Below are 22,818 nucleotides of genomic sequence, written 5' to 3'. Positions count from 1 at the left end.
CTGTCGTGGCCCACCTGGATTTACGAGTTGTCGGCCCCGGAGCCGCCGCGGGTCCCGTATTCGACGGAGCCCTGCACGAAGCCGTCCTGGCCGTTGAAGCTGTTCACATCGGTCGACGGCTTGTTCTCGGAGGCGAGGGCGCCGCCGAGGAAGACTCCGCCGACGCCGACGATCACGCCGACGATCGCGGCGAGAATCCCGTAGATCAAGCGGTCGCGAACCATGAACCACAAGGTACCACCCGCCCGTCGTCGGCTCGGCGTGCAAGACTGGTCGCATGCGTGCCCATCGTCGCCTGATCGCCGTCGTCGCGGCCGCCGGACTTCTGTCGACGGCGGCCTGCAGCAGCGGTGACCCCTCAGCGGCCCCGACGTCGACCTCGACGACGGCGAGCAGTGCGACGTCGACCAGCACGGTCTCCTCATCGAGCACGACGCCGGTCGCGCAGACGTGCGGTGCCGCGGAACTGAAGTCGATGTCGTTGCGTGACAAGCTCGCTCAGCTCCTCGTCGTCGGCGTGACCGATGCGGGCGATGCGCGGCAGGTGGTGCGCGACGAGCACATCGGCGGCGTGTTCGTCGGCAGCTGGAGTGATCTGAACATGCTGAGCGACGGTTCGATCGGCGAACTGTCGAAGGCGCAGAAGTATCCGCTGATGGTGACCGTCGACCAGGAGGGCGGTCGGGTGAGTCGTCTGTCATCGCTGGGCATCGACATGCCGTCGGCACGCGTCCTGGCGAAGACGAAGACGCCCGAGCAGGTGCGTGCCCTCGCCAAGGACGCGGGCGAGAAGATGCGCAGGCTGGGCATCACGGTCGACTTCGCGCCCGACGCCGACGTCAGCGACGAGGCCGACGACGAGGTGATCGGCGACCGCTCGTTCTCCGACGACCCGGCCGTCGTCACCGAGTACGCGGGCGCGTTCGCACGAGGTCTGCAGGACGCCGGGATCATGCCGGTCTACAAGCACTTCCCCGGGCACGGTCACGGATCGGGCGACTCGCACACCGGCACGGTGCGCACCCCGCCGATCGACGAACTGGTCGCCACCGACCTGGTCCCCTACAAGACGCTGCTGGCCGATCCCGGCGACGTCGGTGTGATGGTCGGTCATCTGATCGTTCCGGGGCTCACCGGTCCGGAGACGCCGTCGAGCATCAGCCCGCGCGCGATCGGCATGCTTCGCAGCGGCGAACGGTACGGCGGACCGGCGTTCAACGGCGTCGTGTTCTCGGACGACCTGTCGGGGATGGCCGCGATCAGCGACAAGTACCCGATCGAGGTCGCGGTGCGCAAGGCGATCAACGCGGGGTCGGACGTCGCCCTGTGGTTGAGCACCGATAAGGTCGGATCGGTCCTCGACTCGCTCGAGAAGGCCGTCGCCGACAAGAAGTTGACGCAGGCGCGCGTCGACCGGTCGGTCGTCCGCATTCTGCGGTCGAAAGGCGTGATCGACTGCCAGTGAGAACTTACTGAGTGGTAAGTTCTCTGGTATGGCCAGCGGGACGAAGCGACTGCCCCGTGCAGTCCGCGAGCAGCAGATGTTGGACGCCGCGATCGCGGTGTTCTCCGAGCACGGGTACTCCGACAGTTCGATGGACGCCATCGCGGCGCAGGCCGAGATCTCCAAGCCGATGCTGTACCTGTACTACGGTTCCAAAGACGAGCTGTTCAGCGCATGCATCGCGCGAGAGTCCGGGCGGTTCATGGAGGCGATGAGCGCGGGCTTCGATCCCGATCTCCGCCAGCGCGATCAGGCGCGCACCCTGGTCCGCGAGTTCCTGCGTTTCGTCTACGAGAACGCGCAGTCGTGGGGGGTGCTCTACCGCGTCTCCGTCGGTACCGCGGCGTTCGCCGACGTCGTCACCGAGAGTCGGCACGCGATCACCCGGATGATCACGGATCTGATCCGACGCGGCACCACTGTCGAAGGCACGCGCGACATCGACTTCGAGCTCACCGCCGTCGCTCTCGTCGGCGCGGGCGAGGCCGTCGCCGACCGCATCTCCGACGGCGACATCGATCTCGACGACGCGACCGACCTGCTGCTCGGCATCACCTGGCGCGGGCTGCGCGGAGTGGGATCGACGTTGGGGGACGAGGGCTGAGACGCCCGTCCGGCCTCGTCGGGCGGATACGCGTGCGGCATCGGCTCGCGCACCCTGTCCGACACGCAGCGAGAACCCACGCCTGAGGCGTGAGCGTCTTCGTTCGGCGCGTGCCGACCCCGCACGAGAAGGCGCCGCCGGAAGATTCCGGCGGCGCCTTCTCGTCGAGAGATCTTCAGCCGCGCGGGCGGACGGTCCCCGTCACGTGCGGGTAGCCCTTGCGACGGTTGAGCAGCGACACGTCGTAGCCGCCGTCGACCGGTTTCGTGTACGCGTTCACCTTGGCGGGCAACAGGATCGGCTTGCCGAAGCGGACCGAGTAGGTCACCGCGCCGGGCAGTGAGCCCTCGATGTTGGCCAGCGCGGTCGCCGCCGACCACATGCCGTGGGCGATGGCCTTGGAGAAGCCGAACGCCTTGGCCGACAGATCGGCCATGTGAATCGGATTCCGGTCGCCGGAGGTCTCCGCGTACTGGCGGATCAGCCCGAGGTCCACCGAGACGACGCGGTCGGGCGGCGGGGGAGCGATCTCCTTCGGAGCCGGGCCTCGTTCCCCGCCGGACAGGCTGGTGCGCTGCTGCTTCAGGAACGTGCTGGTCTGCGCCGCGACACGTTCCGAGCCGACGAAGAACTCGCTGACCATGTCGACGAGCATGCCCTTGCGGTGCTCGCGGAGGTTCTCCGCGTGTGTCTGCACGGTCAGCGGCTCGTCGACGCCGATCGCGCGGAACCGCTCGATCGTGTTCTCGATGTGCACCGAACCGATGGCGCCCAGCGGGAACTTCGGGTCGACCATCACCGTCATGGCCAGCGGGAACGACAGCACGAACAGGTACGTGACCGGGACGGTCGCACCGAACGGCAGCCCCGTGGTACGGCAGTACGCCTGCAGCTGTGCGCGGTCGATCGTCAGATTCTCCAGCCGGTACACCGTGTCGGGAACGACGGCGTCGGCCGCCACCCGAGCGGGCTTGCCGATCACCGGCAACATCGCGCCGACGGCCTTCGGGTAGATCTGCGCCGGTCCGGGAACCGACGTCAACGTCACGGTGCTCATCAGGCGCCCAGGAGGCTCTGACCGCAGACACGGACCACGTTGCCGGTCACCGCGTTGCTGGCGGGGCTGGCGAAGTACGCCACGGTCTCGGCGACGTCGATCGTCTGACCGCCCTGCTGCATCGAGTTCATCAGGCGTCCGGCCTGGCGGGTGGCGAGCGGAATGGCTGCGGTCATCGCGGTCTCGATGAAGCCCGGCGCCACCGCGTTGATGGTGATGCCCTTCTCGGCCAGGATCGGAGCGTACGCGTTCACCAGACCGATGACGCCGGCCTTCGACGCGCCGTAGTTGGTCTGGCCGCGGTTGCCCGCGATGCCCGCGATCGACGAGACGTCCACGACGGCGCCGCCGGAGTTGAGGGCCTTGCGGGAGATCAGCTCGTTGACCAGCGTCTGCGGAGCGATCAGGTTGACGCCGATCACCGAGTTCCAGCGGCCGGCGTCCATATTGGCGAGCAGCTTGTCGCGGGTGATGCCCGCGTTGTTCACGATGATGTCCAGACCGCCGTGGCGCTCGAGGACGTGCTCGGCGATCGTGGCGCCGGCGTCCTCGGCGGTCACGTCGAGGGGCAGTGCGGTGCCGCCGACCTTGTTCGCGGTCTCCGACAGGGCCTCGCCCGCGGCGGGGATGTCGGCGGCGATGACGTGGGCGCCGTCGCGCGCGAGGACCTCGGCGATGGTGGCGCCGATGCCGCGGGCGGCGCCGGTCACCAGGGCGACCTTGCCCGCGAGGGGCTTGTCCCAGTTCTCGACGGTGGCGCCGTCGGCGTCGCCGATGCGGATCACCTGGGCGTCGACGTACGCCGACTTGCCCGACAGCAGGAACCGCAGTGTCGACTCGACGCCCGACAGGCCGGTCGTGGCCTTCGGTGAGACGTAGACGAGCTGCGCGGTGGCGCCGTTGCGGAGCTCCTTGCCGAGTGAGCGGGTGAAGCCCTCGAGGGCGCGCTGGGCGACCTGCTCGTCCGGGCTCGCGGTCAGCTCGGGCGTGGTGCCCAGGACGACGAAGCGCGCCGAGTTGCCCGTCGAACGCATGATCGGGGTGAAGAACTCGAACAGCTGCTCCAACTCGGCGGCGTTGCTGATGCCGGTCGCGTCGAAGACGGCCGCGCCCAACTTGTCGGCGCTGCGGCCACCGGTGTTGTTCTCCACCAGGCTGTAGTCGTCGCCCGCGGTGAGGATCTCGCGGATCGGCTCCACCAGGCGTCCGGTGCCGCCGAGCAGCACCGGGCCGCCGAGTGGCGGCTGCGTGGCCGAATAGCGGCGCAGCTTAGGCGGCTGGGGGAGGCCGACGCGGCTGGCGATGAAACCGCCGGGGCCCGAGTTCACGAACGCTGAGTAGAGGTCGGTGTTGCCTGCCACGACTGACTCCTTTGGTAGGTCGGTGACTGTTCGAGTCGTTACCTTCGGTGGTGACCATATGCGCGTCGAGCGGTCACCCGCACCAGGTGGCGTTGTGACGCTAAACGCAGATCACTGAGGTCGACAAACAACTTACTCGGGAGTAAGAATGTTGACAACAGTCGGTCCGATCACAGGAGAGCACGTGGCCTCGTACACGCCCCGCAAGCCCGAAACCCGCCAGCTTCGCCCCGTCGCCATCCTCGGTGGCAACCGTATCCCGTTCGCGCGGCAGGATCGTGCGTATGCGACCGCGAGCAACCAGGAGATGTTCACCGCGGCCCTTCAGGGGCTGATCAGCCGCTTCAACCTGCAGGGCGAGCAGCTCGGCATGGTGGCCGGCGGCGCCGTCCTCAAGCACTCGCGCGACTTCAATCTGATCCGCGAGTCGGTCCTGGGCTCCGGTCTCTCGCCGTACACCCCGGCCTTCGACCTCCAGCAGGCGTGCGGCACGGGCCTGCAGGCCATCACGGCCGTCGGCGACGGCATCGCCTCGGGTCGCTACGACGTCGCCGTCGGCGGCGGCGTCGACACCACGTCGGACGCTCCGATCGGCGTGTCCGAACAGATGCGCCGTCAGATGCTCGAGGTGAACCGCGCCAAGAGCACCGCCGACCGCATCAAGGCGGCGCTCGGCCTGGCCACCAAGCTCGGCATCGAGATCCCGCGCAACGGCGAGCCGCGCACCGGCATGTCGATGGGTGAGCACGCCGCCATCACCGCCAAGGAGTTCGGCGTCAAACGCGAGGACCAGGACGCTCTCGCCGCCGCCAGCCACCAGAAGATGGGCGCCGCGTACGACCGCGGGTTCTTCGACGACCTGATCACCCCGTTCATGGGTCTGACGCGCGACGAGAACCTGCGTCCGAACTCCTCGGTGGACAAGCTCGCCACCCTCAAGCCGGTCTTCGGCGTGGGGCTGGGCGACGCCACCATGACCGCGGGCAACTCGACCCCGCTCACCGACGGTGCGTCCACGGTGCTGCTCGCCAGCGACGACTGGGCCGCCGAGCACAAGCTCCCGGTCCTGGCCTACCTGCGCGACACCGAGACCGCCGCCGTCGACTACGTCAACGGACCGGACGGACTGCTCATGGCGCCGACCTACGCCGTGCCGCGGCTGCTCGAGCGCAACGGCCTGACCCTGCAGGACTTCGACTTCTACGAGATCCACGAGGCGTTCGCCTCCGTCGTCCTCGCGACCCTGGCCGCGTGGGAGTCGGACGAGTACTGCCGCGAGCGCCTCGGCCTCGACAAGGCGCTCGGCGCGATCGACCGCGGCAAGCTGAACGTCAACGGCTCGTCGCTGGCCGCGGGGCACCCGTTCGCCGCGACCGGCGGCCGCATCATCGCCCAGGCGGCCAAGCAGATCAAGGAGAACGGCGGCGGTCGCGCCCTCGTCTCCATCTGCGCCGCGGGCGGCCAAGGCGTCACCGCCATCGTCGAAGGCTGAGGTTCCGGGCCCTGAACCCCGACTACCCCGCTCCACGAGATCTGTGGAGCGGGGTAGTCGCATTCCGGGTAGTCGCATTCCACGGCAAGCGGATTCGGACCGACGCGGTGATGTTCCACACCCGCGACGACTTTCTTCTGGCGCCATGAATCAAGTCCTTGATTCAATGACTGTCATGAGTACGCAGAGCGAGACGATGCCGCCGTCGACATCCGATGAACCGCGAGGCCGCACGGGGCTCATCGCCGCGGTCGCCTGTGCGGGCATCTTCGTCGGATACCTCCCGATCATGGCGGCGACGGTCGGCCTGTCGGCGATCGCGCGAGCCACCGAGGCGTCGTCGTCCGACCTGGAGTGGGTCGTGTCGATGCTCGTGCTGCCGATGGCCGCGCTCATTCTCGCCTTTGGCGCGTGGGCGGAGAAGTGGGGACGACGCCGAGTCCTCGCGATCGGGCTGGTGCTGGCCATGCTGGGGGGCATCGTCGCGACCGCCGCGGGCCTGGTGGAGGGATCGGCGGCGATCTACTTCGTGTGGGTCGGCCAGGGTCTGGCCGGAACGGGCGCCGCCGCGCTGATCCCGACGACCCTGGCGATCATCAGCGTGGCCGAACCGGATCATCGTCGCCGCGCGGTGCTGATCGCGGCGTGGTCGGGTTCGATGATGGCCGCCATGGCCGTCGCCGTGTACGTCTCCGCCGCGATCCTCGACTCGCTCGACTGGTACTGGCTGTTCGTCCCCGTGGTCGTGGCCTCCGCGCTGCTCCTCGTCTTCGGCGTCCGGCTGGTGCCGGAGAGCCGCGCCGGCGGTGCCGGCCGGATGGACGTGCCCGGTCAGATTCTGACGGCCGTCGGCGTCGCCGCCCTCGTGTACGCGGTGATCGTCGGCGGCGCCGACGGCTTCTCGAATCCGAAGGCGATCGTGGCGTTCGTGGTCGCGGCGGTCGGTATCGCGGGCTTCATCGTCGTCGAACTCCGTTCGGCCACACCGCTGCTCGATCTGCGCGTGTTCTCCAACATCAACTTCTCGATGTCGGCCCTGGTCGCCGCGATCGCGATGTTCGCCTATCTCGGCGTCAACTTCGGACTCGCCCTGTACTTCAGCGCCCTGGACCTGACCCCGATTCAGGTCGCCAACCGGTACATCTTCATCATCGGCGGTTCGGTGATCGGATCGAACGTCGCCGGCCGGGCGCTGCACCGGTTCAACGCGCAGGGCGTCCTCGCCGCCGCATGCGGGTGGACGGCAGCGGCGATGGCGTTCCTGTCGTTCATCGACTCGTCGGCGCCGGTCTGGCAGGCCGACCTGCGACTGGTCCTCGCCGGGATCGGCATCGGCGCCGTCCTCGCGACGGTGACGGCGGCGGCGGTCAACGCGGTTCCGTACCAGCAGGCGGGTATGGCCAGTGCCGCGATCAACGCGGTGCGTCAGACGGGCGGTGCACTCGGCCCGGCCGTCTTCTCGATCCTGTCGGCCTCGTGGGCGCTCAGTGCGCTGCCGGACAAGCTGTTCGACGCGGGCGTCGATCGGGCGCATGCCGCGGCGGTCACCGAACTCGTCGACGCGCAGGGCATCCAGCACGGCGGCGCGGTCGCGACGGCGAAGTTCCCCGAACTCGGTCTGCACGACGCGTTGAGCTCGGCACAGGCGCACGGCTTCAGCGTCACCGCGATCGCCGCGTGTGTCGTGTTCGCGCTCCTCGCCGTGGGATGCGCCGCCCTGCGCGTGGCCGGCGGTCGCCGTGTCGACGCCGAAGAGTCTGTGGAGGTGTGACGGCGTGCCCCGTCTCGCATCGGAGAGCGTCGACGACCCGTCGCTCAAATTCGCGCTGATGATCCGTGACCTCAATCTCGCGCTGTCGCGGCACGGGGCCTCAGACCTGCAGGACCTGGGGCTCTCGCAGGCGCAGATCCCCGTGCTGTCGGTCATCGGGGATCTGCCGGGCAGCACCGGGCTCGAGCTGGCCGAGGCCACCCACACGACGCCGCAAGCGGTCAGCCAAGTGCTGTGTCGCCTCGTGGACGCGGGCATGGTGCGGCGCGAAGCGCTCGGCGGGCGTGCGATGGGACATCACCTCACCGAGTCGGGGGCGGCCGCGACACGCGAGGCCCGCATCCGTTTCGCGCGCTTGGCCGACGCTCTCCTCGTCGATCTCTCCGACGACGAACAGGCGGTGCTGTTGAGCTCCCTGGGCCGCGTGCTGGATGCGACCGTCCGTCTCGACGCCCACGAAACGCCAGTTCAGGACGGCGCAGAAGATTTCCGAAGGAATGTGTAACGCCCGGACGCCGTACGGCTATAAACCTGGTAGCTCCGGCTGAACCGCCAGACCCCCGACCCGGCGGTTCAGCCGGAGTCTTGCCATCCACCTATGATTCCCACTGCAGTGACTTCACGACGCGAACGCCGCGCGGGCGCACGACGAACCATCGCGCGAGGTCTCCTCGCAGTGGTTCTCCTCGTCGTCTTGGGATTCGCCGTCGACGCGGCACTCGGCCACGGCAAGACCGCGCGCGGGGCTCAGATCGCCGAGTTCGATCTCGGCGACAAGACCGACCAACAGGCGCGGGCCGAACTCGAACGGCTGTCCGTCGTCTCGCACGGGCCGATCAGCGTCCGCACCGCGTCCGGCACCGCGACGCTCGATCCCGCCGCACTCGGCGCGACCTTCGACGTCGACGCGACCCTCGCTGAACTGAAGAAGCAGCCGCGGAACCCGATCGACCGGCTCGCCGCGGTGTTCGGCGTCAAACACGATGTGCGTCCGGTGGTGCACGTGGACCACGAGGCGTTCGGCGTCGAACTCGACGCGCAGAAGAAGGTTCTGGAGAAGGCCGCCGTGGAGGGCGGTGTGCACTTCGACGGATTGACCCCGGTAGCCGACTATCCGGCCAAGGGCATGCGCATCGACCGCGATGCGGCGCTGCGGGCGGTCGAAGAGCGGTGGCTCGACGGCGGCACCATCGACCTGGCGATGGAGCCGTTCGCGCCGACCGTGTCCGCTCAGACCGTCGACGAGGTGATCCGCGGGATCGGCCGCACGGTCACCATGATGCCGATCCGGCTGGAGGGGCGTCGCGGCCGCACCGTGGTCGTCGCTCCTCGCGAGATCGGCAGGCTCGTCACCTTCGTCGCCGACGGACGGGGAGGTCTCGTGCCGCGCGTCGACCCGAAGAAGGCCGAGGAACTACTGGCGGCGCGGACCGCGCCCACCGAGTCCGAGCCGGTGAGCGCGACTTTCCGCCTCTCCGGCGGTTCGCCGAAGGTCGTGCCGTCCGTCGAGGGCGCACGCGTCGACTGGCCGAAGACGGCCGCGGCGATCGAGAAGCTCGCGGTGTCCGAGGACGAGCGTTCCGGCGAGATCGACTACCGGATCCGCAAGCCCTCGCTGACCACGGCGGGCGCCCGCAGGCTCGGCGTGACCGAAGTGGTCTCCGAGTTCACCACCGGGGGCTTCTCCGGACCGTCGGGGGAGAACATCCGACTCGTCGCTCAGGAAGTCGACGGCGCTCTCGTCCGACCGGGAAAGACCTTCTCGCTCAACGGGTACACCGGCCCTCGCGGCACCGCCCAGGGGTACGTCGAGTCCGGGATCATCGATCACGGCAGGCCGTCGAACGCGGTCGGCGGCGGCATCTCCCAGTTCGCGACCACCCTGTACAACGCCGCGTACTTCGCGGGCCTCGAGGACGCCGGGCACACCGAGCACTCGTACTACATCTCGCGGTATCCCGAGGCCCGGGAGGCGACGGTCTTCGAAGGTCAGATCGACCTTCAGTTCACCAACAACACCAAGCACGGCGTGTACATCGAGACGCTGTGGTCGCCGTCGAGCATCACCGTTCGCATGTGGAGCACCAAGACCGTCGACGTCGAGTCGATCACCGGGCCGCGCACCGCACCCACGTCGCCCGAGACGATCACCCTGCCCGCCGGCGACGACTGCGTGCCCAGCAGCGGTGTGGGCGGTTTCACCGCGTCGAACACCCGCGTCATCACCGATCACCGGACCGGTCGCGAGATCTCCCGGCACACGCGAGAAGTGAAATACGATCCGGAGCCGTTCGTGCGCTGTCGCTGACTCGCCTGGCGCCGGACGAGTCTTCCGCCGGTCGAGCGCGGGTCGAGACCCCTGTGCGCAAGTTCACTGCACTTTGTTGCATACCCCGCCTGTGTCGACCGTCACCGGTTGGTTAAGCTCCGGACATGGAACTCAATGGAGCAAGTGCAATCGTCACCGGTGGCGCGTCGGGCATCGGCGCGGCGTCGGCCCGTCGTCTGGCCGCCCGCGGCGCCAAAGTCGTCATCGCCGATCTGAAGGCGGAAGACGGCGAGGCCCTGGCCAAGGAGATCGACGGCGTCTTCGTCACCGTCGACGTGACCGACACCGCGCAGATCGAGGCCGCGGTCAACAAGGCCACCGAGCTGGGCCCGCTGAAGGCCGTCGTCAACTCGGCCGGTATCGGCTGGGCGCAGCGCACCGTCGGACGCGACGGGGAGTTCGCCTCCGCTCACAACCTGGACCTGTACAAGAAGGTCATCGCGATCAACCTGATCGGCACCTTCGACTGCGTTCGCCTCGCCGCCACCGCGATGAGCCGCAACGAGCCGTCCGGCGACGGCGAGCGCGGTGCGATCGTCAACCTCGCCAGCGTCGCGGCGTTCGACGGTCAGATCGGTCAGGCCGCGTACTCGTCGTCGAAGGGCGGCGTCGTCGGCATGACCCTGCCCGTCGCCCGTGACCTGTCGGCGATCGGCGTGCGCGTCAACTGCATCGCGCCGGGTCTGATCAACACCCCCATCTACGGCGAGGGTCCCGACGCCGAAGCGTTCAAGGCCAAGCTCGGTGAGAGCGTTCTGTTCCCGAAGCGTCTCGGCGTGCCCGACGAGCTGGCGTCGATGGTCGAGGAGCTGATCACCAACTCGTACATGAACGCCGAGGTGATCCGCGTCGACGGCGGCATCCGGATGCCTCCGAAGTAGAACGGTCCGGCCGTACCGCAGACGGTGCCCCGACGAGTATCGACTCGCCGGGGCACTGTTGTACCGCGACACGATCGACGGGAACATGAGCGATACCGGCGCGCGGCGACGGCTCGCCGGGCGATTCCCTCGCCGACGGTTGACGACGGTCACACCCTCCGGCATAGTGGGAACCGGAAAAATAAGCGATCGCTTACTCGGTTTGAGCATGGTGAATGCGACCGTCGGCGCCGTCATTGTCAGAGGAGATTCATGAGTACCCAGCGAACCGCCATCGTCACCGGAGCAGCCCGCGGCATCGGGGCCGAAGTCGCCCGTCGTCTCGCGTCCGACGGCCACGCCGTCGCGGTGCTCGACCTCGACGAGGCCGCCTGCCAGAAGGTCGTCGACGGCATCGTGGCCGACGGCGGCAAGGCGCTGGCCGTCGGTGCGGACGTCTCCGACGAGGTCGCCGTCGAAGCCGCGGTGAGCCGGGTGGCCGCCGAACTCGGCGCGCCGACCATCCTGGTGAACAACGCAGGCATCATCCGCGACAACCTGATCTTCAAAATGACCGTCTCCGACTGGGACTCGGTCATGGCCGTGCACCTGCGCGGTGCGTTCCTCATGTCCCGCGAGGTGCAGGCGTATCAGACCAAGGAGGGCTGGGGCCGCATCGTTAACCTGTCGTCGACGTCGGCGCTGGGCAACCGCGGCCAGGCCAACTACTCGGCCGCCAAGGCCGGGATGCAGGGCTTCACCAAGACTCTCGCCCTTGAGCTCGGCCGCTTCGGCGTCACCGCCAACGCGATCGCCCCGGGATTCATCGCCACGGAGATGACCGCCGCGACCGCCGAGCGCATGGGCGTCGGCTTCGACGACTTCAAGGCCGCGGCCGCCAAGGAGATCCCGGTCCAGCGCGTCGGCGAGCCCGCCGACATCGCGCACGCCGTCAGCTTCTACGCCAGCGAAGGTGCGGGCTTCGTCTCCGGCCAGGTGCTCTACGTGGCGGGCGGGCCGAAGGCATGAGAATCCTCAACGGCGCCGATGAGCTCAAAGCCGCCGAGGGCACGCACCTCGGCTACTCCGACTGGGTCGAGATCGACCAGGCCCGCATCGACAAGTTCGCCGACGCGACCGGCGACCACCAGTGGATCCACGTCGATCCCGAGCGCGCGGCATCCGGACCGTTCGGCGCCACCATCGCGCACGGCTATCTGACGCTGTCGCTGATCCCGATGCTGTCGTGGCAGGTGTACAAGGTGGAGGGCAACACCATGGGCATCAACTACGGCAGCAACAAGGTCCGCTTCCCGTCGACGGTCCCGGTCGGCTCGCGCGTGCGCGCGGGCGTCGAGATCGTGTCGGTCACGGAGACGGCCGCCGGGTACCAGGTGATCAACCGCGTCACCGTCGAACGCGAGGGCGGCGACAAGCCCGCATGCGTCGCCGAGACCGTGTCGGTGCTGGCGTTCTGATGACGCAGCCGCATCCCGGACTCGACCTGGATGTCCTCGGCCGCTGGCTTCCCGAGCACGTCGACGGCGCGGGCTCGCAGCTGAGCGCGACGTTGATCGCCGGTGGAAAGTCGAACCTGACGTACCGGATCACCGACGGGACGGCGGTGTGGATTCTGCGTCGGCCGCCGGTGGGGCACCTGCTGGCGACCGCCCACGACATGGTCCGCGAACACCGCATGATGTCGGCGCTCGCGCCGACTCCCGTGCCCGTGCCCGCGATGTACGCGCTGTGTGACGATCCGGACGTGCTCGGCGCCCCGTTCTACGTCATGGAGTGCGTCGACGGTGCCACCTACCGCTCCAAGGCCGACCTCGCCGCCGTCGGCGCCGAGCGGACCAGGGCGATGTCGGAGAACTTCGTCGACGTCCTCGCCGAACTGCACCGCGTGAACCCGGCGGAGGTCGGGCTGGCCGACTTCGGCCGTCCCGAGGGCTTCCTCGGGCGTCAGGTCGAGCGGTGGCACAAGCAGTTCGAGGCCGCGCACACCCGTGAGCTCCCGACGATGGAGGCGCTGTACGCCGAACTGTCGCAGCGGGTTCTGGCCGACACCGCGCCCGGGATCGTGCACGGCGACTACCGGCTCGACAACGTCCTCGTCGACGGCGACGACCGCGTCGTCGGCGTCGTCGACTGGGAGCTGTCGACGATCGGCGACCCGCTCACGGACCTCGCGCTGATGCTGGTCTACGGCCGCATGGCGAAGTTCTCGCCGGACACCGTCGCCGATGCGACGGAGGCCCCCGGTTACCTGAGCGAGGACGAGGTGATCGCCCGGTACGCCGCGGGCAGCGACCGTGATCTGTCGGACCTCGGCTTCTACATCGCCCTGAGCTGTTTCAAACTGGCGGGCATCGTCGAAGGAATCCACTACCGCTTCGTCAACGGCCAGACGGTCGGCGACGGCTTCTCGCAGATCGGCGAGGGCGTGTACGGACTGCTCGACGCGGGGCTCGCCGCACTGAAGGAGAACTGACATGGAATTCGCATTCGACGACGAGACCCGCGAGCTGATCGAGGGCGTCAGCGCCTTCATGGACAGCCACGTCTACCCGAATGAGCAGGTCTTTCACGACCAGCTCGCCCAGCTCGACGACAAGTGGGCCTGGGACAGCGTGCCGGTGCTGGCCGAACTGCGCGGCGAGGCGCGCTCGCGCGGCTACTGGAACTTCTTCCTGCCCGGCGAGAACGGTGCGGGGCTGACCAACCTGCAGTACGCTCCGCTCGCCGAGCTCAGCGGCCGCAGCCCGCAGCTGGCACCCGCCGTCTTCAACTGCGCCGCGCCGGACACCGGAAACATGGAGGTCCTCAACGAGTTCGGCACCGCGGCCCAGCAGGAGCAGTGGCTGCGCCCGCTGCTCGACGGCGAGATCCGCTCGGCATTCGCGATGACCGAACCGGACGTCGCGAGCTCGGATGCGACCAACATCGAGCTGTCGATCCGCCGCGACGGCGACGAGTACGTCGTCAACGGTCGCAAATGGTGGATCACCGGTGCGATGAATCCGAACGCGAAGATCCTCATCGTGATGGGCAAGACGGATCCGGAGGCGCCGCGTCACCGGCAGCAGTCGCAGATCCTCGTCCCGCGGGACACCCCGGGCGTCGAGGTGATCCGCGGTATGGAGGTCTTCGGCTACGACGACCACAGCCACGGCGGACATGCCGAACTGAAGTTCACCGACGTCCGCGTGCCGGTCGCGAACGTCATCGCCGACGAGGGCGCCGGTTTCGCCATCGCGCAGGCCCGTCTGGGACCGGGGCGCATCCACCACTGCATGCGATCGATCGGCCTCGCCGAGCGCGCCGTCGAGTTGATGTGCGACCGTGCATCCGCTCGTGTCGCGTTCGGTCGCCCGCTCGCCGAGCAGGGTGTGATCCGCGACTGGATCGCCGAATCGCGCGTGCGCATCGAGCAGCTGCGACTTCTGGTCCTCAAGACCGCATGGCTGATGGACACCGTCGGAAACAAGGGGGCGCACAGCGAGATCCAGGCGATCAAGATCGCCACCCCGCGTACCGTCCAATGGATCCTCGACAAGGCGATCCAAGTGCACGGCGCCGGCGGTCTGTCGCAGGACTTCCCGCTCGCCGAGGCGTACGCGGGCATCCGTACGCTGCGCTTCGCCGACGGTCCCGACGAGGTTCACAAGAACTCGCTGGCCAAGGCCGAGCTCCGCAAGCGCACAGAGCGCTGACACCCGGCGGACCCTGAACGCGTGCCGTGACGGGTGCGCGGAGACGTCCCGGGCGGGCGTCACGCATCGAAGTTGCGTATGCGCAATTACCTGCCATCGGCGCTGAAAACTGTGACATGTTTGTCCGCTCAGTGACGCCCGAGGCAATCATCACGCATCCGTGCATTGGCGGAAACCGCAGGTAGTCGCTACGGCGCGGGGTAAGGCGGGGCGACGGTGGGTTCGGACCGACCCGAGGCCCCGAACCATTGCTTAACGTCTGCTGAGGGGCTTAACTATGCTTCTGCCATGGCTTATTCTTGTCACCGGATCGGTGTCGACGCTCTAGACGGGGGTTTCTCAGCAGGTCCTTCAGACCGAGGGGAATTCTCGGTCCGTGTGGGGAAAGCCGATATTCACGCTCGTCGAAACGGGCGCATCGATGACTGAGCCCTACGGTGCCGAATCGTTCTCCGATGAGGCTCCCACAGTGGAGACCGTGCTGCCCAGAGAGACGATTCTGCAGGCACGCGATATGCAGGTCAAAGCGTCCTGGGGTCACATCTACGGACCGGTCGACCTGGACATCCGACGCGGTGGTGTGACCGTCCTCGTCGGGTCCGGAGGCCGCGGCCGGACCGCGCTTCTCCTCACCCTGGCCGGGCGGATGAAGCCGACGGCGGGAACCCTCGACTCGTTCGGCAGGCGCAATTCCGCGCACCGACTGTTCTCGCGTTCGGCCCTCGGTTTCGTCGACGAGGTCGACGAGATCGAGCAGACCATCCGCGTGCACGACGTGCTGACCGAACAGCTTCGTTGGACGGCGCCCTGGTACAAGTTCGTCGGGCAGTCGACCGCCGACGATCTGGAGCGGCTGTGCCGCCCGGTGTTCGGCCCGCTGACACTGCCCACGCTGGACGCCTACGTCGAGGAGCTTCCCGAGCTCACCGGTGCGCTGTTCCGGATCGCCATGGCCAACATCCGCCGACCGGAGCTTCTCGTCGTCGGCGGAATCGACAACCTGCGGAACACCGCGAGCGCCGCCCTGATGTTGGAACGGCTCATCGATCTCGGTCGTGAGCAGACCGTGATCACGGCCGACGTCAACGGCGTCGACCCGGTCGACGGGATCACCGACGTCGTGGACGTTCCCAATCTGACCGACGACGAGTTCGTTCGTCTCGAGCACGGAGATCGAATCGTATGAAGATGCTCGCAGCATTCTCCCCGGGCAGCGACTTCAAGCGTTACTACCGCGGCAGGATGCCGAGGTTGGCGTTCGCTGTCATCATCCTGATGCCGTTGATGTACGGCGCGCTCTACCTGTGGGCGTTCTGGAACCCGTTCAACGAGGTCAACCGGATCCCGATCGCCCTGGTGAATCTGGACACCGGCGCGCAGATGGACGGCAAGGAGTTGAAGGCCGGCGAGCAGGTGGTCCAGGGACTCCTGGAGTCCAAGCAACTCGACCTCGACGTGGTCTCCGAGTCCGAGGCCACCGACGGCGTGGACCACGGCAAGTACTACTTCTCGATCACCCTGCCCAAGGACTTCAGCCAGGCCGTCGTATCGCCGACGTCCGGCAACGCGAGATCGGCTCAACTGATCTTCACGTACAACGACGCCAACAACTATCTGGCGTCGGTCCTCGGCGGCGACGCCGCTCAGCAGGTCGTGGCGAACGTGTCGGCGCAGGTCGGCACCCAGACCTTCGACATCGTCTTCCAGCAGGTCGGCGGCATGCTGCCGAAGGTCACCGAGGCCATCGACGGCGCCAATGAGCTCGCCGCGGGGCTGGTGACCGCGAACTCCGGCGGCAAACAGCTGGCCGGGGGCGTCGACGAACTCTCCAGTGCCGTGCTGAAGGCCACCGATCCGCTCGTGTCTCTGACGAGCGACGGGGGCGGACTCAGCCCCGCCGAGGTGAAGGCGGCGTCGACCCGCATCGACACGAACGTGACCAAGCTGAACACGGTGATGAGCGACGCGGCGGGGGCCCAGTCGCGGGCGGCGAACGCCCTGGACACGGTCGTCTCGCGTCTGTCGAACAGCCGTGACCCGTCGATGCGCGCGCTCGCGTCGACCCTCGCGCCGGCCAAGCAGTACCTGACGACGCAGGGGCTCGGCCCCGACGCCGACAACACCCTCACTCAGCTGCAGTCCGACTCGTCGTTGATCTCGTCGCAGTTCAACACGCCGGGCAGCCCGCTGAACACCTTCCTCGGCCTGGCCGAGACCGGTGCGCTGCACAACGACATCATGACGGTCCGCTCGGACATGACCGAGCTCAGCGACGGTGCGAATGAGCTGTCGTCCGGTCTGGGCGAACTGCAGACCGGTTCGGCGCAGCTCGCGAGCGGTCTCGACGAGGCCGGCGACGCCATCCCGAAGTGGACCAAGGCCCAGCAGGACGCGCTCGCCAAGACTCTGGCGGCGCCGGTGACCCTGGAGGAGAAGTACAAGAACGAGGCCGAGACCTTCGGCACCGGCTTCGCGCCGTTCTTCTTCTCCCTGGCGCTGTTCGTCGGCGGCATCATCGCCTGGATGCTGTTCACACCGTTGCAGTCCCGTCCGATCGCACAGGGGCTGAACTCGGTGCGCGCCGTGCTCGCCTCGTACGCTCCCACGTTCGGCGTCGGCGTCCTGCAGGCCCTGATCCTGTACCTCGTGACCGTGTACGCGGTCGGCATGAAACCGGCGCATCTTTTCGGCACATTCGGATTCATGGTGTTGGTGGTCGCGACGTTCCTCGCGATAATTCAGATGTTCAACGCATTGTTCGGTCCAGCCGTCGGCCGTGTGGTCACGTTGGCGTTCTTGATGATTCAGCTGACTTCTGCCGGCGGTATATACCCCGTTCAGACGACGACGAAACCATTCCAGTACATCCATTGGGTGGATCCGATGACATATACCGTCAACGGGTTGAGACAAATGATCATGGGCGGCGTCGATTATCGATTCTGGGTGGCGTTCGCGGTCCTCATCGGGATCACGCTCCTGTGCCTGATCGTGTCGACGTTCGCCGCTCGAAGAAACCGGCAGTACACGATGGACAGGCTCTATCCGCCAGTCGAAGTCTGACCCGGTACAGGCGTGACCTGTGCCTTCCCGACACATTTGATTCGCTGACCAGAAAATAGGAGAAGACATGGCCGACAAGGACTACCAGCGGATGGCTCTCAGCCCGGTGTTCAACCGGCTCGGCGAGCAGTCGTCGCTGCCGCGCCACGAGATGGCAGACGGGATGCTCCTGCCGAGCACCGCGTACCAGATCGTCCACGACCAGGCGATGCTCGACGGAAACTCGCGCTTGAACATGGCGACGTTCGTCTCGACGTACATGGACAAGGAAGCCCAGCTCCTGTACATGCAGACCGTCGACAAGAACATGATCGACAAGGACGAGTATCCGGCGACCGCCGAGATCGAGGACCGCTGCTGGCGGATCCTGGGCAACCTGTGGCACAACCCGGACGTGGAGAACTCGATCGGCACCTCGACGATCGGCTCGTCCGAGGCGTGCATGCTCGGCGGCCTGGCGCTCAAGCGCCGCTGGCAGACCAAGCGCAAGGCCGAGGGCAAGTCGACGGAGGCGCCGAACCTGGTGCTCTCGACCGCCGTTCAGGTGTGCTGGGAGAAGTTCTGCAACTACTTCGAGGTGGAGCCCCGTTGGGTGCCGATCACCGAGGACCACCTGTTCCTCGACGGCCACGACCTCGAGAAGTACGTCGACGAGAACACCATCGGCGTCGTCGCGATCATGGGCCAGACCTACACCGGCGCCTACGAGCCGGTCGAGGAGATCGCGGCCAAGCTCGACCAGATCCAGGCCGATACCGGCCTGGACGTGAACATCCACATCGACGGCGCGTCCGGCGCGATGATCGCCCCGTTCTGCCAGCCCGAGCTCAACTGGGACTTCCGCGTCGACCGCGTCGCGTCCATCAGCACCTCGGGCCACAAGTTCGGCCTCGTGTACCCGGGTGTCGGCTGGATCGTGTGGCGTGACAAGGACGCTCTGCCCGAGAGCCTGATCTTCCACTGCGCCTACCTGGGCGGCGACATGCCGACCCTGGCGCTGAACTTCTCGCGCCCGGGCGCGCAGGTCCTGCTGCAGTACTACCAGTTCCTGCGTCTGGGCAAGGAGGGCTACCGCGAGGTCCAGCAGGGGTCGCTCGACGTCGCCCAGTACCTCTCGGCGTCGATCGCCGAGATGGCGCCGTTCGAACTCGTCAGCAAGGGCGACACGATCCCGGTGTTCGCGTGGCGGATGCGCAAGGGATACACCGACAACTGGACTCTCTACGATCTCCAGGACCGTCTGCGGATGAAGGGCTGGCAGGTTCCCGCCTACCCGCTCGCCGACGATCTCGCCGAGGTCACCGTGCAGCGCATCGTCGTGCGTGCCGGGCTGAGCAAGGATCTGGCCGGCTCACTGCTCGCCGACATCAAGACCGAGGTCGAGTTCCTCGAGCGTCTGACCGGTCCGATGCCGACCGAGGGCCAGACCTCGGCCTTCCACCACTGACCGGTGCGGGACGTCCCGAGTCGTTCGCGACGCGGGACGTCCTTTGGCGTTTCTTCAGAAGAGAGGTATGCGTGTGAGCGTCGCCCGCGGTTCGTTCGTCGGACGGCTCCTGATGCCGACACTGGCCAAACAGTGCATCGGATTCATGATCGGGTCGTTCCTGTTCGCGTTGGGGTCGGCCCCCGGGTTCGGTACGTGGGCCGGTGCGACGGCGTCGAACGTCTCGTATTTCATCGGGGCGTGGTTCTTCACGGCCGCGGGCCTGGTGCAGTTGGCGCTCTCGGGTGCGATGACGACGAAGGTCTCCTACGGATCGGGCACGATGTTCCGCGCCGAGTGGCTCGCCGCGTCGACGCAGTCGGTCGGCACCGTGCTGTTCAATGTGAGCACCACGGCCGCGCTGTACATCAAGTCGGTGCACGGCACCCAGCAGCTGGTCTGGAATCCGGACGCGGGCGGATCGGTGTTCTTCCTCGTCAGCGGTTGGTTCGTCTTGGTCGCGTTGAAACACACCGACGGTCGCGTGTGGGCGCCGCGGAGTTCGGACTGGTGGTGCGGTCAGATCAACATGCTGGGCTGTATTGCGTTCGGAGTGTCGGCCGTCGGCGGCTTCGTCAGTAGGACCGGTAACACCGTGGACGCGGTGCTGGCCAACACCGGCACCTTCATCGGCGCGCTGTGCTTCTTCTCCGCCTCGTTCATCGCACTGGTGGTGGCCAAGCGGGACGCGCGGCCGGTCACCGCGCCCGTTACGGCGTGACGCGGCGCCTCGGCTCGGCAGGCACACCGGTGTCGCGGAGCGGCCGCGTCGCGAACGGGGCGCTTACTCGCCGACCCGCCACAGCGGGTTCACCGGGCCGTGGCCGGCTCCCAGCGGATACGCCGACTCCAGACCCCTGGTGACCCAGCCCTTGGCGAACTCGAGCGCATCGGGCACCGTGCGACCGTGGGCGAGGGCCGCACAGATCGCGGCGGCGAGCGTGTCGCCCGCTCCGTGATCGTGCGGGGTGTGGATGCGACGGGTCTCCAGGGCGATGAACTCGGTGCCGTCGAACAGCAGATCCGGGCTGAGTTCGCTGGTCCGCAGATGCCCGCCCTTGACCAGTGCCCACCGGGCGCCGAGATCGTGCAGGGCGCGGGCTGCGTCGCGCTGGGTCGCCGCGTCGACCACGTCGATGCCGGTGATGAGTCGGACCTCGTCGAGGTTCGGCGTCACGACGTCGGCCAGCGGGATCATCCGATGTATGAGCGTGCCGAGGGCGTCCACAGCTAATAGGGGATTGCCGTGCATCGACGCGCACACCGGGTCGACGACGAGCGGAATCGTCCGCCCGCCGCCGATCGACAGTTCGTCGCACGCGTCGGCGATCGCCTCGATGATCGGCGCCGACGCGAGCATCCCGGTCTTGACCGCGCCGACCCCGATGTCGGGCACCACCGAGTGCATCTGCGCGGCGACGACCTCCGGTTCGATCTCCTGAACACCGGTGACCCCCAGCGTGTTCTGCACGGTCACCGCGGTGACCGCCACACACGCGTGCAAGCCGAGCAGTGCGAACGTGCGCATATCGGCCTGGATGCCCGCGCCGCCGCCGGAGTCGGACCCGGCGACGGTCATCACGCGTACCGGCGTGCGTCCGGGAGCGACGGTCGGCAGCAGGCGCGGATCGGTCACGGCGCGGCGACCTCGCTGATGGGCAGGTAGACCTGGTTGCCCGCGGCGGTGAACTCCTCCGACTTGGCCGCCATCTCCTGCGCGATCTTCCGGTCGATGTCCTCGGCGGTGACGAGGTCGTTCTCCTCGGCGTAGGCGCGGACGTCGGCGGAGATGCGCATGGAGCAGAACTTCGGACCGCACATCGAGCAGAAGTGCGCGGTCTTCGCGGGTTCGGCGGGCATCGTCTCGTCGTGGTATTCGCGGGCGGTGTCCGGGTCGAGTGCCAGGTTGAACTGGTCGGTCCAGCGGAACTCGAACCGCGCCTTGCTCAGCGCGTCGTCGCGCTCCTGCGCACGCGGATGCGCTTTGGCCAGGTCGGCGGCATGGGCGGCGATCTTGTAGGTGATCACGCCGACCTTGACGTCGTCGCGGTCGGGCAGACCGAGATGCTCCTTGGGGGTGACATAGCAGAGCATCGCGGTGCCCGCCTGGGCGATCATCGCGGCGCCGATCGCCGAGGTGATGTGGTCGTAGGCGGGCGCGATGTCGGTGGCGAGCGGACCGAGGGTGTAGAACGGGGCCTCGTCGCACCATTCCTCCTCCAGGCGCACGTTCTCGACGATCTTGTGCATCGGCACGTGGCCGGGACCCTCGATCATCACCTGCACGCCGTACGCCTTGGCGCGAGTGGTCAGTTCACCGAGCGTCCGGAGTTCGGCGAACTGGGCCTCGTCGTTGGCGTCGGCGATCGAACCGGGGCGCAGACCGTCGCCGAGGGAGAAGGTGATGTCGTATCGGGCGAGGATCTCGCAGAGCTCGTCGAAGTGCGTGTACAGGAACGATTCGGTGTGGTGCGCCAGACACCAGGCCGCCATGATCGATCCGCCGCGCGAGACGATGCCGGTGACGCGTTTGGCCGTGAGCGGCACGTAGCGCAGCAGGACACCGGCGTGGACGGTCATGTAGTCGACCCCCTGCTCGGCCTGTTCGATCACGGTGTCGCGGTAGATCTCCCAGGTCAGTGCGGTCGGATCGCCCTTGACCTTCTCCAGCGCCTGGTAGATCGGAACGGTGCCGACCGGGGCGGGGGAGTTGCGCATGATCCACTCGCGGGTCTGGTGGATGTCCTTGCCGGTGGAGAGGTCCATGATCGTGTCGGCGCCCCATCGGGTGGCCCACACCATCTTCTCCACCTCTTCGGCGATCGACGATGTGACCGCCGAGTTGCCGATGTTGGCGTTGACCTTGACCGCGAACTTCTTGCCGATGATCATGGGTTCCGATTCGGGGTGGCGGTGGTTGGCCGGGATCACCGCGCGGCCGGCGGCGACCTCGGTGCGGACCACCTCGGCGTCGACGCCTTCGCGGGCGGCGATGTAGGCCATTTCGGCGGTCACGATGCCCGCTCGGGCCCAGCCGAGCTGGGTGGCGGCGCCGTCGATCGGCTCGGGCCTGGTCCACGAGTCGCGGATCGGTTCGAGACCGCGTTCGAGGTCGATCACGGCGTTCGGATCGGTGTACGGACCGGATGTGTCGTACAGGTCGAGGTGGTCGCCGTCGGTGAGGTGAACGCGTCGAGTGGGGACACGCAGGCCGTCGACCGTCCCGAGACCGGAGCGATGTTCGACCTCGAGGTATTCCTTGGTGCTGCCCTCGATGGGGCCGGTGGTGACACCGCCGGTGGACACAGATGTGCTCATGACATTCCTCCCTACGCCGGCATTATCCGGACAGGTTCAAGCGGTCGACGATCGCCGTTCGTCATCTCAGCCCTCGGTTCGTGAGAGCCCCCGCGTGTGCAGTTGTGTGTGCGCTCACAGCGCACGGTGCCACTCTAACCACAAGCCGCGGTGCGGTTCCAGTCGGCCTCTCCAGGTAACTCGAGTCACACCTAACCGTGATGCAGATGAGACTGGTGTGAGTTGCGGCACATTGCTTGCGCCACGTAGTGTTGTGA

At 67.5% G+C, this 22,818-nt stretch carries 20 protein-coding genes and 1 riboswitch; of the genes, 15 read left to right on the top strand and 5 right to left on the bottom strand.

What is annotated here, in order from left to right; genetic code table 11:
* Positions 1 to 20: 20 nt before the first annotated feature.
* On the bottom strand, positions 21 to 224 hold the full coding sequence (locus BKA16_RS22460; RefSeq protein ID WP_183372788.1) for a DUF2613 family protein: 204 nt from the start codon (positions 222 to 224) through the stop codon (positions 21 to 23).
* Between the two features lie 53 nt (positions 225 to 277).
* Between BKA16_RS22460 and BKA16_RS22455 the strand changes: the two genes are divergently transcribed.
* Together BKA16_RS22455 and BKA16_RS22450 are read left to right on the top strand one after the other, a co-directional pair.
* The gene (locus BKA16_RS22455) at positions 278 to 1,465 is read left to right on the top strand and encodes a glycoside hydrolase family 3 N-terminal domain-containing protein (RefSeq protein ID WP_183372787.1); all 1,188 of its coding nucleotides are present in this window, start codon (positions 278 to 280) and stop codon (positions 1,463 to 1,465) included.
* A 28-nt stretch (positions 1,466 to 1,493) separates the two neighbouring features.
* Entirely contained in the window at positions 1,494 to 2,108 is a 615-nt protein-coding gene (locus BKA16_RS22450; protein WP_183372786.1) for a TetR/AcrR family transcriptional regulator, read from the top strand.
* 175 nt (positions 2,109 to 2,283) lie between these two features.
* Here BKA16_RS22450 and BKA16_RS22445 read toward each other — a convergent pair whose 3' ends face one another.
* Together BKA16_RS22445 and BKA16_RS22440 are read right to left on the bottom strand one after the other, a co-directional pair.
* Complete coding sequence (locus BKA16_RS22445; RefSeq protein WP_382425833.1) at positions 2,284 to 3,165, bottom strand: MaoC family dehydratase; 882 nt, start codon at positions 3,163 to 3,165, stop codon at positions 2,284 to 2,286.
* On the bottom strand, positions 3,165 to 4,526 hold the full coding sequence (locus BKA16_RS22440) for a 3-oxoacyl-ACP reductase (protein ID WP_183372785.1): 1,362 nt from the start codon (positions 4,524 to 4,526) through the stop codon (positions 3,165 to 3,167). The genes BKA16_RS22445 and BKA16_RS22440 overlap by 1 nt, the downstream gene beginning before the upstream one ends.
* 148 nt (positions 4,527 to 4,674) lie before the next feature.
* Here BKA16_RS22440 and BKA16_RS22435 point away from each other — a divergent pair, with 148 nt between their 5' ends.
* The 13 genes from BKA16_RS22435 (at position 4,675) to BKA16_RS22375 (ending at position 19,964) form a co-directional block, all read left to right on the top strand.
* On the top strand, positions 4,675 to 6,018 hold the full coding sequence (locus tag BKA16_RS22435; RefSeq protein ID WP_221246946.1) for an acetyl-CoA C-acetyltransferase: 1,344 nt from the start codon (positions 4,675 to 4,677) through the stop codon (positions 6,016 to 6,018).
* 175 nt (positions 6,019 to 6,193) lie between these two features.
* Positions 6,194 to 7,789, top strand: coding sequence for an MFS transporter (locus BKA16_RS22430; protein ID WP_183372783.1), 1,596 nt, complete (start codon positions 6,194 to 6,196; stop codon positions 7,787 to 7,789).
* Between the two features lie 4 nt (positions 7,790 to 7,793).
* A complete protein-coding gene (locus BKA16_RS22425; RefSeq protein WP_183372782.1) occupies positions 7,794 to 8,294 on the top strand; it encodes a MarR family transcriptional regulator in 501 nt (166 codons plus the stop codon).
* A 108-nt stretch (positions 8,295 to 8,402) separates the two neighbouring features.
* Positions 8,403 to 10,097: a VanW family protein gene (locus BKA16_RS22420; protein ID WP_343067587.1), complete on the top strand. Its 1,695-nt coding sequence runs from the start codon at positions 8,403 to 8,405 to the stop codon at positions 10,095 to 10,097.
* 125 nt (positions 10,098 to 10,222) lie between these two features.
* Positions 10,223 to 10,999, top strand: a complete 777-nt coding sequence (locus BKA16_RS22415) for an SDR family NAD(P)-dependent oxidoreductase (protein ID WP_183372780.1) — start codon at positions 10,223 to 10,225, stop codon at positions 10,997 to 10,999.
* A 252-nt stretch (positions 11,000 to 11,251) separates the two neighbouring features.
* Positions 11,252 to 12,007 carry an SDR family oxidoreductase gene (locus BKA16_RS22410; protein WP_183372779.1) on the top strand — a complete coding sequence of 252 codons (756 nt, stop codon included), beginning with the start codon at positions 11,252 to 11,254 and terminating at the stop codon, positions 12,005 to 12,007.
* The gene (locus tag BKA16_RS22405; protein WP_183372778.1) at positions 12,004 to 12,456 is read left to right on the top strand and encodes a MaoC family dehydratase; all 453 of its coding nucleotides are present in this window, start codon (positions 12,004 to 12,006) and stop codon (positions 12,454 to 12,456) included. The genes BKA16_RS22410 and BKA16_RS22405 overlap by 4 nt, the downstream gene beginning before the upstream one ends.
* The gene (locus BKA16_RS22400) at positions 12,456 to 13,472 is read left to right on the top strand and encodes a phosphotransferase family protein (protein WP_183372777.1); all 1,017 of its coding nucleotides are present in this window, start codon (positions 12,456 to 12,458) and stop codon (positions 13,470 to 13,472) included. The genes BKA16_RS22405 and BKA16_RS22400 overlap by 1 nt, the downstream gene beginning before the upstream one ends.
* A gap of 1 nt (position 13,473) precedes the next feature.
* Positions 13,474 to 14,694 carry an acyl-CoA dehydrogenase family protein gene (locus BKA16_RS22395; protein ID WP_183372776.1) on the top strand — a complete coding sequence of 407 codons (1,221 nt, stop codon included), beginning with the start codon at positions 13,474 to 13,476 and terminating at the stop codon, positions 14,692 to 14,694.
* Between the two features lie 421 nt (positions 14,695 to 15,115).
* Complete coding sequence (locus BKA16_RS22390) at positions 15,116 to 15,880, top strand: ATP-binding cassette domain-containing protein (RefSeq protein WP_183372775.1); 765 nt, start codon at positions 15,116 to 15,118, stop codon at positions 15,878 to 15,880.
* Between the two features lie 2 nt (positions 15,881 to 15,882).
* The gene (locus BKA16_RS22385) at positions 15,883 to 17,757 is read left to right on the top strand and encodes a YhgE/Pip domain-containing protein (protein ID WP_183372774.1); all 1,875 of its coding nucleotides are present in this window, start codon (positions 15,883 to 15,885) and stop codon (positions 17,755 to 17,757) included.
* A gap of 67 nt (positions 17,758 to 17,824) precedes the next feature.
* Positions 17,825 to 19,204: a glutamate decarboxylase gene (gene gad / locus BKA16_RS22380; RefSeq protein ID WP_183372773.1), complete on the top strand. Its 1,380-nt coding sequence runs from the start codon at positions 17,825 to 17,827 to the stop codon at positions 19,202 to 19,204.
* A 112-nt stretch (positions 19,205 to 19,316) separates the two neighbouring features.
* The gene (locus tag BKA16_RS22375; RefSeq protein WP_246372555.1) at positions 19,317 to 19,964 is read left to right on the top strand and encodes a hypothetical protein; all 648 of its coding nucleotides are present in this window, start codon (positions 19,317 to 19,319) and stop codon (positions 19,962 to 19,964) included.
* 63 nt (positions 19,965 to 20,027) lie between these two features.
* On the opposite strand, the gene thiD is transcribed toward BKA16_RS22375, so the two are convergent.
* Both thiD and thiC read right to left on the bottom strand, forming a co-directional pair.
* Positions 20,028 to 20,879 carry a bifunctional hydroxymethylpyrimidine kinase/phosphomethylpyrimidine kinase gene (thiD, locus tag BKA16_RS22370; protein WP_183372771.1) on the bottom strand — a complete coding sequence of 284 codons (852 nt, stop codon included), beginning with the start codon at positions 20,877 to 20,879 and terminating at the stop codon, positions 20,028 to 20,030.
* On the bottom strand, positions 20,876 to 22,561 hold the full coding sequence (gene thiC, locus BKA16_RS22365) for a phosphomethylpyrimidine synthase ThiC (protein ID WP_183372770.1): 1,686 nt from the start codon (positions 22,559 to 22,561) through the stop codon (positions 20,876 to 20,878). The genes thiD and thiC overlap by 4 nt, the downstream gene beginning before the upstream one ends.
* A riboswitch (TPP riboswitch) is annotated at positions 22,552 to 22,665 on the bottom strand. Its footprint overlaps the gene before it by 10 nt.
* Between the last annotated feature and the right edge of the window lie 153 nt (positions 22,666 to 22,818).

The organism is Gordonia humi (genome assembly GCF_014197435.1).
Classification (GTDB): Bacteria; Actinomycetota; Actinomycetes; order Mycobacteriales; family Mycobacteriaceae; genus Gordonia; species Gordonia humi.
Note: the sequence above shows the minus strand (reverse complement) of the source record. Positions and strands in the feature narration are given on the sequence as shown.

Bases quoted from the DNA above. Each gene is read 5' to 3' on its own strand.
- BKA16_RS22460 (WP_183372788.1), bottom strand. From the start codon at position 224: ATGGTTCGCGACCGCTTGATCTACGGGATTCTCGCCGCGATCGTCGGC.
- BKA16_RS22455 (WP_183372787.1), top strand. From the start codon at position 278: ATGCGTGCCCATCGTCGCCTGATCGCCGTCGTCGCGGCCGCCGGACTT.
- BKA16_RS22450 (WP_183372786.1), top strand. From the start codon at position 1,494: ATGGCCAGCGGGACGAAGCGACTGCCCCGTGCAGTCCGCGAGCAGCAG.
- BKA16_RS22445 (WP_382425833.1), bottom strand. From the start codon at position 3,165: ATGAGCACCGTGACGTTGACGTCGGTTCCCGGACCGGCGCAGATCTAC.
- BKA16_RS22435 (WP_221246946.1), top strand. From the start codon at position 4,675: ATGTTGACAACAGTCGGTCCGATCACAGGAGAGCACGTGGCCTCGTAC.
- BKA16_RS22430 (WP_183372783.1), top strand. From the start codon at position 6,194: ATGAGTACGCAGAGCGAGACGATGCCGCCGTCGACATCCGATGAACCG.
- BKA16_RS22415 (WP_183372780.1), top strand. From the start codon at position 10,223: ATGGAACTCAATGGAGCAAGTGCAATCGTCACCGGTGGCGCGTCGGGC.
- BKA16_RS22410 (WP_183372779.1), top strand. From the start codon at position 11,252: ATGAGTACCCAGCGAACCGCCATCGTCACCGGAGCAGCCCGCGGCATC.
- BKA16_RS22405 (WP_183372778.1), top strand. From the start codon at position 12,004: ATGAGAATCCTCAACGGCGCCGATGAGCTCAAAGCCGCCGAGGGCACG.
- BKA16_RS22400 (WP_183372777.1), top strand. From the start codon at position 12,456: ATGACGCAGCCGCATCCCGGACTCGACCTGGATGTCCTCGGCCGCTGG.
- BKA16_RS22395 (WP_183372776.1), top strand. From the start codon at position 13,474: ATGGAATTCGCATTCGACGACGAGACCCGCGAGCTGATCGAGGGCGTC.
- BKA16_RS22390 (WP_183372775.1), top strand. From the start codon at position 15,116: ATGACTGAGCCCTACGGTGCCGAATCGTTCTCCGATGAGGCTCCCACA.
- BKA16_RS22385 (WP_183372774.1), top strand. From the start codon at position 15,883: ATGCTCGCAGCATTCTCCCCGGGCAGCGACTTCAAGCGTTACTACCGC.
- gad (WP_183372773.1), top strand. From the start codon at position 17,825: ATGGCCGACAAGGACTACCAGCGGATGGCTCTCAGCCCGGTGTTCAAC.
- BKA16_RS22375 (WP_246372555.1), top strand. From the start codon at position 19,317: ATGCCGACACTGGCCAAACAGTGCATCGGATTCATGATCGGGTCGTTC.
- thiC (WP_183372770.1), bottom strand. From the start codon at position 22,561: ATGAGCACATCTGTGTCCACCGGCGGTGTCACCACCGGCCCCATCGAG.